Source organism: Variovorax sp. KBW07, assembly GCF_003852515.1.
Classification (GTDB): Bacteria; Pseudomonadota; Gammaproteobacteria; order Burkholderiales; family Burkholderiaceae_C; genus Variovorax.
The window spans coordinates 2,684-12,552 of the sequence record NZ_QAJK01000032.1; the positions used below are offsets into that span (position 1 = coordinate 2,684).

8 protein-coding genes and 2 pseudogenes are annotated in these 9,869 nt (G+C 65.3%); 2 read left to right on the forward strand and 8 right to left on the reverse strand.

Translation table 11 applies throughout. The annotated features are described in order from the left end of the window. From DBV14_RS33775 to DBV14_RS06960, 8 genes and pseudogenes are all read right to left on the reverse strand, one after another. A pseudogene (locus tag DBV14_RS33775) lies at positions 1 to 98 on the reverse strand (oxidoreductase); the annotation flags it as partial. Positions 99 to 129: 31 nt separating this feature from the next. Then, positions 130 to 2,157: a hypothetical protein gene (locus DBV14_RS06930; protein ID WP_124458465.1), complete on the reverse strand. Its 2,028-nt coding sequence runs from the start codon at positions 2,155 to 2,157 to the stop codon at positions 130 to 132. A 71-nt stretch (positions 2,158 to 2,228) separates the two neighbouring features. Further along, positions 2,229 to 3,809: a galactarate dehydratase gene (garD, locus tag DBV14_RS06935; protein WP_124458466.1), complete on the reverse strand. Its 1,581-nt coding sequence runs from the start codon at positions 3,807 to 3,809 to the stop codon at positions 2,229 to 2,231. Between the two features lie 19 nt (positions 3,810 to 3,828). Next, positions 3,829 to 5,124, reverse strand: a complete 1,296-nt coding sequence (locus DBV14_RS06940; RefSeq protein WP_124458467.1) for a TRAP transporter large permease — start codon at positions 5,122 to 5,124, stop codon at positions 3,829 to 3,831. A gap of 8 nt (positions 5,125 to 5,132) precedes the next feature. Continuing rightward, complete coding sequence (locus DBV14_RS06945; protein WP_124458468.1) at positions 5,133 to 5,621, reverse strand: TRAP transporter small permease; 489 nt, start codon at positions 5,619 to 5,621, stop codon at positions 5,133 to 5,135. A gap of 89 nt (positions 5,622 to 5,710) precedes the next feature. Further along, positions 5,711 to 6,688 (reverse strand): TRAP transporter substrate-binding protein, encoded by a 978-nt coding sequence (locus DBV14_RS06950; protein ID WP_124458469.1) that lies wholly within the window; start codon positions 6,686 to 6,688, stop codon positions 5,711 to 5,713. A 49-nt stretch (positions 6,689 to 6,737) separates the two neighbouring features. After that, on the reverse strand, positions 6,738 to 7,628 hold the full coding sequence (locus DBV14_RS06955; RefSeq protein WP_124458470.1) for an SMP-30/gluconolactonase/LRE family protein: 891 nt from the start codon (positions 7,626 to 7,628) through the stop codon (positions 6,738 to 6,740). Further along, positions 7,618 to 8,451, reverse strand: coding sequence for an NAD(P)-dependent oxidoreductase (locus DBV14_RS06960; protein ID WP_124458471.1), 834 nt, complete (start codon positions 8,449 to 8,451; stop codon positions 7,618 to 7,620). Before DBV14_RS06960 ends, DBV14_RS06955 begins: the two co-directional genes overlap by 11 nt. 216 nt (positions 8,452 to 8,667) lie before the next feature. Between DBV14_RS06960 and DBV14_RS06965 the strand changes: the two genes are divergently transcribed. Both DBV14_RS06965 and DBV14_RS06970 read left to right on the forward strand, forming a co-directional pair. Beyond that, positions 8,668 to 9,528, forward strand: coding sequence for a FadR/GntR family transcriptional regulator (locus DBV14_RS06965; RefSeq protein ID WP_124458472.1), 861 nt, complete (start codon positions 8,668 to 8,670; stop codon positions 9,526 to 9,528). Between the two features lie 116 nt (positions 9,529 to 9,644). Further along, positions 9,645 to 9,869, forward strand: a pseudogene (locus DBV14_RS06970) (tripartite tricarboxylate transporter substrate binding protein); the annotation flags it as partial.

Genomic DNA, 9,869 nt, shown 5'->3' on the forward strand with positions numbered 1-9,869 from the left:
ACGCGCATGCCGCGCGCGGCGAACGCGATGGCCACCGCGGCGCCGATGCCGGTGCTGGCGCCGGTGACGAGGGCGGTCTTGCCTTTGAGGTCTTCCATGAGAGGTTCCGTTGATGAGGCCGAAAAAATGTCAACGCGGCGCGATGGACGCCACGCTGGGCGAGCGGTACTTCAGCACCCACTTGATGGTGAGCGGCGCACTGAAGTTGAAGGCCGGTGCGCTGCAGCGGATGCTGGTTTTCAGCGCGCCGGTGGGCGTGTTGTAGTCCACGTTGGCGCTCACGTCGACCGGTGCACAGTCCTGAAGGCCCTCGACCTCGAAGCCCTGCACGTCGCCGCTGGCATAGCTGAACCTGTTGCCACCGAGCGCGGTCGCTCCGTCGGAGAAAGAGCCGAACTCCAGCTCGATCTTGTCGATGTCGAATGCGGCACCGGGCTTGTAGACATCGGTGCGGGTGATCTTTCCGGGCTCGAAGATGTAGGTCGTCGACGAGGTGATGCGCGCGTCCTTGATCGGCGCGTTGTCGCTGGTGGCCTTGTCCATCGCGTCCTGGTCGTAGCTCACGGTCAGCACCTTGCCGGCTTCGGCGATCTTGAGGTTCTTCTGGTAGGCGGCCGGAATCAACGGCTCCAGCGTGCCCGCCACCGTGAATTTCGGCTGCAGCTGCGGCCATCGCTTGTCGGCCGCACCGGAGAGCATGTTGTACGAATGCGGGACCGCGAAGTAGGGGTTGGTGTGGTGATAGGTCTTGGCGCCGTTCACCACCGGCAGGCTGACGATGCGCAATCCGTCGCGGTAGGTGACAAGGCCGCGGTCGTAGGTGGCGGGCTGGCCGTCGAAGCCGGCGAACTTCGTCAGCGTCGAGCGTGGCAGCTTGTCCAGGTAGGCCAGGAAGGTCTGCGTCGATACCGGCGGCTTCTGCGCGTAGCCCGCGGACTTCCAGAGGTTGTTGGTGTAGATCAGCTGGTGCGACAGGCTCAGGTTCTCGCCGAGGATGCGGCCCTTGCCGCGATAGCCGTCGGTGGCGCGGCCCTTGTCCCACATGTTGAGCGAGCCCAGCTCGGCGTCGTACCAGAACTCCACGTACTTGGCCGTGACACGCGTCGCAAAGGCATAGGCAATGTCTTTCTCTTCGGACGACAGCACGTTCAGGTGCTCGGCCGCCGACAGCACCTCGACGAACGAAGTGTCCGCATAGGCCGACAGGCTGCGGCCATAGTCCACTCCGTTGCCGGCCGGATTGAGCCGCGTCTTGATGAGGTCGACCGATTGCCGCAGCCAGCCCTTGAGCGAAGCGTCGTCCTCCGGGGAAACGGTCATGCCGGTCTCGATGAGCCGCTGCATGATCTCGCCGATCAGCAGCACGCTGTAGCGGTCGAAGCGTCCGCTGCCATCGGTTTCGTCGGAGAAGCCGAATGCAGAGAAGGTCTTGTAGTGGTTGATCATCTTCTGCAGCAGCGCCTCGCTGGCCTCCGGGCCTTCCCAGCCCATGAGATAGCGCAGGCGAGCGACACTGAAGGCCACGCCGTAGTAGTTGGTGGGCAAACCGTTCTTGAGCGAATAGTCGCCTGGGTTCACAAAATTGGTCCAGTCGAGCTTCGTCTTGAGCTTGGCGAGCGTCGCGGCATCGATCGCCGAACTGCTGCCGTCCAGCAGACCGGCCTTCTTGAGCTTCCACAAGGCCGACATGTAGTAGTAGATGCCCCAGCTATCGTTGGTCGAGTCGATCGTCGCCGCGGCGATCTCGCGGTAGCCATCGAGGTAGGTCTGGTACTTGGGGTCCGACGTCGGCGTGTTGAGCAGGAGGTAGGAGAACCCGATGGCGACCTTGCCGGGAAGAAACTTGTCGCCGCTCGATGCCGCGAACACTTCCTTGCCCTGGATCACGGTCTTGACGCCCTGCGCCCGTACCTGCACGAAGAACTTTTCGATTGTCGGGAGCAGGTTGTCGCGCACGATGTCGTCCATCGGCGTATTCGACAGCTTCGGCTGGGCCGCGAGCACTTCGGGGTCGACGGGCGTTTCGGCCGGCGGCTGTGGCGGCGGGTTCACCGCCACGGGCGGCGGAAAGAACGCGCCGCCGTTGCCGCCGCCACCGCATGCGGAAAGCAGGGCCGTGCCCGCGATCAGAGTCAAAACCAGTCGGGATCTTTTCATTTTCATCTCCTCCTTGCATTGAACAAAGCGCCGCGATTCCCCTGACCGGGCGCTGCGGATTCCGCGACGCCTCAGGTCACGGGGGCTGGGTTGAAAAGCACCAGTGCGTTGTGCAATTTCCAGTGCTCGGCCCAGGTTTTCTTTCTGCCGCTGGCCACGTCGAGCATCAGCTTGAAAAGCTCCCAGCCCACGTCTTCGATGCTGGCTTCACCATCGGCGATGCGGCCCGCGTTCACGTCCATGAGGTCGTGCCAGCGGCGCGCGAGGTCGCTGCGCGTGGCGACCTTGATGACCGGCACTTCGGCCAGCCCGTAAGGCGTGCCGCGGCCGGTGGTGAATACGTGCAGGTTGATGCCCGCCGCCAGCTGCAGCGTGCCGCAGATGAAGTCGCTAGCCGGTGTGGCGGCGTAGATCAGGCCTTTCTGCGTTGCCTTTTCGCCCGGCGAGAGAACGCCGGTGATGGGCGCCGAGCCCGACTTGACGATGGAGCCCATCGCCTTTTCGACGATGTTCGAGAGCCCGCCCTTCTTGTTGCCGGGCGTGGTGTTGGCGCTGCGGTCGACGCGGCCCTTCTGCAGGTAGGCGTCGTACCAGGCCATCTCGCGGATCATGGCTTCGGCCACTTCGGGCGTGGACGCGCGCGACGTGAGCTGGTCGATGCCGTCGCGCACCTCGGTGGTTTCCGAGAACATGACGGTGGCGCCGGCGCGCACCAGCAGGTCGGTGCAAAAGCCCACGGCCGGATTGGCGGTGACGCCCGAGAAGGCGTCGCTGCCGCCGCACTGCACGCCCACCACCAGCTCGCTGGCGGGCACGGTTTCGCGGCGGCGCGCATTGAGCCGCACCAGGTGCGTTTCGGCCTGCCGCATCACCGAGTCGATCATCGACATGAAGCCGACGTGCTCGTCGTCCTGCAGGCAGACCACGTCGAGTTCGGCGCCGCCTTCCACTTCGCCGCGCTTGTCGACGATGGGAATGCTGCCCGGTGGCAGCAGCCGCTCGGGCTGCAGCTTCTCGCAGCCCAGGCTCACCACCATCACCTCGCCGCCGAAGTTCGGATTCAGGCTGATGTTGCGCAACGTGCGAATCGGCACGATGGCGTCGGGCGCATCGATGGCCACGCCGCAGCCGTAGCTGTGCGCCAGCGCCACCACGTCGTCGACGTTCGGGTACTTCGGCAGCAGCTCGGCCTTGATGCGCTGCACCGCGAAGTCGGTCACGCCGGCCACGCATTGAACCGTCTGCGTGATGGCCAGGATGTTGCGCGAGCCCACCGAGCCGTCGGCGTTGCGATAGCCCTCGAAGGTGTAGCCCTCGAGTGGGGGCAGGGCAGGGGGCTTGACGGTCGCGATGGGCAGGCCGTCGAGCTCTGGTGCGGCCGGCATGCGCATCACGCGTTCGTGCACCCAGCTGCCGCGCGGCAGGGCCTTGAGCGCATAGCCGATCACCACGTCGTAGCGGCGGATCGCCTCGCCTTCGGCCAGGTCGGCCAGCGCCACCTTGTGGCCCTGCGGCACGTTGTCCACCAGCACCAGGCCGTCGGAAAACGTGGCACCCGCCTTCAGCCCGCCGTCGTTCGCGACGATGGCGACGTTGTCCGCCGCGTGGATGCGGATGTAGAGCGGCGCCCGGCTGTTGTTCGCATCGGCCATCGTGGGACCTCTTTCCTATTTACTTGACCACCATGAACATGCCCGGCAGCCAGGTGGAGAACGCCGGCACGAAGGTGACCACGCCCAGCGCGAAGATCAGCGCGCCGTAGAACGGCCAGATGGTCTTCATCACCGTGCCCACCGACACCCCGCCGATGGCGCAGCCGACGAACTGGGTGGTGCCCACCGGCGGCGTGTTCAGGCCCAGCGCGCAGTTGATGAGCATCACCACGCCGAACTGCACCGAGGTCATGCCGTAGTGCTGCGCAATCGGCAAAAAGATCGGCGTGCACAGCAAGATGGTGGCGGCCATGTCCAGGAAGGTGCCCAGCACGAACAGGATGATGTTGATCAGCAGGAAGATCATCCACGGCGTGGTGGTCACCTGCGACAGCATCTGGCCCGTGAGCTCGGCCACGCCATACAGGCTGATCAGGTAGCCGAAGGTGCTCGAGATGCCGATCAGCAGCAAGATGACGCCGGTGGTGCGCACGGCCTTCGACGCGGCCTTGATGAAGTGTTCCCACTTCAGCGTGCGATACACGAAGATCGTCAGGCCCAGCGCATAGAGCACCGCCACCGCGGCCGATTCGGTCGCCGTAAAAATGCCCGACAGAATGCCGCCGAGGATCAGCACCACGATGAACAGGCCCGGCAGCGCCGCCGCGAACGAGCGCGCCACGATCGACCAGCCCGGGAAGCTGCCGGCCGGGTAGCCGCGCTTCACCGCCACCAGGTAGGCGGCCGCGAGGTTGCTCAGCGTGAGCACGGCCGCCGGCAGCAACGCCGCCAGGATCAGCGCCGCGATCGACACCTTGCCGCCCGCCGCCAGCGAATAGATGATCAGGTTGTGGCTGGTGGGCATCAATGCGCCGACCAGTGCCGCGTGGGTCGTCACGTTGACTGCGTAGTCGGCGTGGTAACCCTCCTTCTTCATCATCGGGATCATCACGGCACCCATGGCCGAGACGTCCGCCACGGGCGAGCCCGAGACGCCGCCGAACAAGGTGCAGGCCACCACGTTCGACATGCCGAGGCCGCCGCGCACATGGCCCACGAGGTTGCGCGCGAAGTTGACGATGCGGTCCGCGATGCCGCCGTAGAGCATCAACTCGCCGGCGAAGATGAAGAACGGAATGGCAAGGAACGAGAAGATGCCCATGCCCGAGGTCATCTGCTGGAAGCCCACCGCGAGCGGCAGGCCTTCGTACAGCAGCGTGGCCAGGGCCGAGAGCCCGATCGAGAACGCGACCGGCACGCCCAGCAGCAGGAACGCCGTGAACGAGATGCAAAGAATAAGGAGAGGAATCGTCATGATGCTGTTCAGCCCCAGGCGGGTTCGACTTCGCGGCCTTGGGCCAGGGCGATGATGTGTTCGATGGAGAACATCACGATGAGGACGCCGGCGATCGACGCGGGCACGTATTTCCAGCCTTCCGAAATCCAGAGCGTGGGCAACCGGTAGTCCCACACCGATTCGGCGAGCGAGGCGCAGTTCCAGGCCATGGCCAGGCCGAAGGTCAGGATCAGCGCGTGAATGAGGTATTCCATCTTCAGGCGCAGCCAGTCGGGCGCCAGCACCAGGAACGATTCGAGGCCGATGTGGCCCGCGTCGCGCACGCCGACGGCCACGCCGAACATGGTGACGTAGATCACCAGCAGCAGCGCGAGGCTTTCAGCCCAGGTGGGGGTGTTGTTGAGCACGTAGCGGCCGAACACCTGCCAGCTCACGGCGCAGATCACTGCGACGAGGCCGAGGATGCCCAACCACATGCAGGCACGGGCGAGGGTGCGGCAAAGTTTGGTGTACATGAAGGTTCTTCTTTGTCTTTCTCCCTCCCCNNGGCCCCATCCCAACCTTCCCCTGAAAGGGGAAGGAGCCAATTCAACAATCCGCTTGCTTACTTCGTGTCCTGCACGCGCTTGACCAGGTCCTTCAGCTTCGCGTCGGTGATGAACTTGTCGTACACCGGCTTCATCGCGGCCTGGAACGGGGCCTTGTCGACTTCGATGATCTCGGCGCCGCCGGCCTTCACCGTGGCCAGCGACTTCACTTCACGCTCTTCCCACTGCTTGCGCATGTAGGGCACAGACTCTTTCGCGGCCTGGCGGATCCAGCCCTGCTCTTCGGCCGAGAGCTTGTCCCACACGCGCTTGGAGAACAGCAGCATCTCGGGGGCCATCGAGTGCTCGGTCTTGCTGTAGTACTTGGCCACTTCGAAGGCGCGTGCGCTTTCGTAGGTGGGGTAGTTGTTTTCGGCGGCGTCGATCAGGCCGGTCTTCAGGCCTGTGTACACCTCGCCCATGGGCATCGGCGTCGCGTTGGCGCCCATGGCTTCGAGCATCGACACCCACAGGTCGGACTGCTGCACGCGGACCTTCAGGCCCTTCATGTCGGCGAAGGTGCGCACCGGCTTCTTGGCGGTGAACATCGAGCGCGCGCCGCTGTCGTAGTAGGCCAGGCCGACGAAGCCCTGCTTCTCGCACGACTTCAGGATTTCTTCGCCGATCGGGCCGTCGAGCACCTTGTGCAGGTGGTCGACCGAGCGGAACAGGAAGGGCATGGTCGGCACCTGCGTCTCGGCGCAGATGTTGTTCATGGGCGCGATGTTCACGCGCACCATCTGCAGCGCGCCGATCTTGGTCTGCTCGATCGTGTCTTTCTCGCTGCCGAGCGAACTGTTGTTGAACACCTTGATGCTGTGCTTGCCGCCCGACAGCGCCTTCAGGCGCTCGCTCATGAACTTCACCGCGGTCACGGTGGGATAGTCGTCGGGGTGGATATCGGCCGAACGGAACTCGGTGGCGTGTGCAGCCAATGTGGTCAGCGCGGCTGCGGCGCACGCGGAAATTGCGATGAGTGTCTTGGTGAATTTCACTTGTCTCTTCCTCTGCTTGGTGGTTGTTGAAAAAGGGTTGTGCAAAAAGTCAGCTGCCGAATGCCGGCTCCGCCATGCCGGCCACGCCGGGCCGCAGCGCGAACACGCCGCCGGCCAGCGGCTGGTCCGACAGGTCGATGCCGCCGGGGCGGATCGAGGTGACGAACAGCGTGTCGAGCGCTGGCCCGCCGAAGGCGCACATGGCGGGTTTCTTCACCGGCACTTCGAGCGAGCGGTCGAGCCGGCCGTCGGGCGTGAACCGGTGCACCAGGCCCGCGTCGTTGCCGCAGATCCAGTAGCAGCCATCGACGTCCATGGCGGCGCCGTCGGGCCGGCCGGGCAGGGGCTTCATGTCGACGAACATCCGGCGGTTGCCGGGCGTGCCCGTGTCGGTGTCGTAGTCGAAAGCCCAGATGGCCTGCACCGTCGGGTGCGAATCCGAGAGGTACATCGTGCGGCCATCGGGGCTGAAGGCCAGGCCGTTGGGCACGATGAAATCGTCGAGGCGAAGGGCCGCGGTTTCGTCGCCCTTGCCGTAGCTGTAGAGGCGGCCGACTCTTGCGCCGGCGGCCATGTCGAGCAGCATCGTGCCGGCCCAGAAGCGGCCTTGCCTGTCGCAACGGCCGTCGTTGAAGCGCATGGCCGGTGCGGCGTGTTCGACCGGCGCCAGCGACGTTGCGGCGAGCGTGCCATCGGCCTGTGGCCGCAGCGAGAACAGGCCGCTTTCCATGCCGGCGATCCATTCGCCCGGCGCGTCCGCGCGCGGTGCGATGCAGGCGATCATTTCGTCCGCCTTCCATTGCGCGTGGCCTTCGCTCGCATGCCAGCGGTTCAGCGTGCGGGCCGGAATGTCGACCCAGTACAGCGCCTGCTCCGCGGCATGCCACACCGGGCTTTCGCCGGTGCCGTTGCGCGCGTCGAGAACCAGTTCAGCTTGCATCGCCGAACGGTCCTTGCGCGGTGAAGGCGCCGCCCTGGTAGATGGCGTTGGGGTCGGTCGGCGCCACGGGTGGCTGCGCCTCGACCTTGTCGCGGAACACCTCTGAGCCGTCCTGCGGCACGAAGCCCAGGTGCGCCGCCGCGCTGTTGTCCCACCACACGTCGCGGTTGTTCGACATGCCGTAGACCACCGTGTGCTTCACGCCTGGCGTGAACAGCGATTTTTCGATCAGCGTGGTCAGGTCGCGGTAGCTGAGCCAGGTGCTCATCATCCGGCGGTTGAGCGGCTCGGGGAACGACGAACCGATGCGGATGCTCACCGTCTCGATGCCCCAGCGGTCGAAGTAGAACTGCGCCATGTCTTCGCCGAACGACTTCGACAGGCCGTAGTAGCCGTCGGGCCGCCGCGCCGCATGCGCATCGATGTGCTCGCTCTGCTTGTAGAAGCCGATCACGTGGTTGGAACTGGCGAACACCACGCGCTTGACGCCGTGGCGGCGCGCGGCTTCGTACACGTTGAAGATGCCCTTGATGTTGGCTTCGAGAACTTCCTCGAAGGGCCGCTCGACCGACACGCCGCCCAGGTGCACGATGGCGTCGCAGCCTTCGAGCAGCGCGTGCACCGCCGCCTTGTCCGACAGGTCGCAGGGCACGACCTCTTCGCTCGCATCGGCGGCCGGGGCCAGCGACGCGATGTCCGACAGGCGCAGCACGTTCGCATACGGCTTGAGCCGCTCGCGCAGCACCTTGCCGAGACCTCCTGCCGCGCCGGTCAGCAGGAGGCGGTCGAGCTTGTGGGGAGAAGCTTGTGAAGGCGTCGGCATGTGTTCCTGGCGGGAGATGAGGTGATTGGAGGGCAGGGACGAAACACGCTCACCGGAAATCGGGCCGGTACGATGCCGATGCAGCCTGATGAGGGAAGTGCTTCATGTCTGTGCCGTTTCAGGCGCGGGTCCCTCGGGTGGACGGCGGCGCTTGAGGGTGGTTGAGTGATAAGTTATCTGTTGTCGTACAACTAATTGGAGATTATTATCGTGGCCATGGTCCAGACGACTGCGGGTAATCCCTTGGTAAACGAAGCGACGGCAGAAGCCGCGGGTGGCGCGTCCTTCGTGGGGCGGCCGCGTCCGCGTGCGCGTGGGCTGGCGCACGGTCTGGTGGAAGACCTGGGCGAAAAAATCCGCAGCCAGTCGCTGCGCCCGGGTGACAAGCTCCCCACCGAGTCGGCCATCATGCAGGCCTATGGCGTGAGCCGCACCGTGGTGCGCGAGGCGCTGTCCAAGCTGCAGGCCGGCGGGCTGGTCGAAACGCTGCACGGCGTCGGCACCTTCGTGCTGCAACCGCGGCCGGGCGGGGTGTTCCGCCTCGACCCCGGAGAAATCGCCGCCTCGGTCGACGTGCTGGCGGTGCTCGAGCTGCGCATCAGCCTGGAAACCGAATCGGCCGGGCTGGCCGCCAGCCGGCGCACCGACGAGCAACTCGTGGCCATGCGCCAGGCGCTCGACGACTTCGAGCACAACGTGACGGTGGCCGGCGACACCGTGGCGCCCGACTTCCGCTTTCATCTGCAGATCGCGCAGTCGACCGGCAACCCGTACTTCGCCGACATCATGCGCCACCTGGGCACCACCATCATTCCGCGCACGCGCATCAGCGCCATCCGCGTGCAGGAGGGCGGCTACCTGAGTCGCGTCAATCGCGAACACGAAGAGATCTATGCGGCCATTGCGCGCCGCGACCCGGAGTCGGCGCGTGCCGCCATGCGCATTCACCTGACCAACAGCCGCGAGCGCCTGCGCATGGCGCAAGAGGCTGCGCAGAAGGCGAAGGCCGAGTCGGCGGCGAGTGCTCCCGCGGGCGGCAGCGGCACCGCTTCGTCCGACAACGCCCCAAAGCGCTGAAATTTTGAAGTCCAAGTCTGGACAAGTTGTTTTTTGAGTTGTACGATGACTGATAACTCGCTTGGGCATCCAGGCGAAGCCATGAGGCACACATCGAACAACCGGAGGCAACAGCAATGACCATCAACCGACGCGGCGCACTCGGCGCCGCACTGGCCACGACCCTGGCCGCCAGCTTGCCGGTGCGCGCATTCGCGCAGCAGGGCGGCGGCACGGGCGGCTGGCCTTCCAAGCCGATCCGGCTCATCGTTCCGTACCCGCCGGGCGGTTCGTCCGACATCATTGCGCGCTCCATCAGCCAGCCGCTGTCCGATGCGCTGGGCCAGCCCGTGGTGATCGAG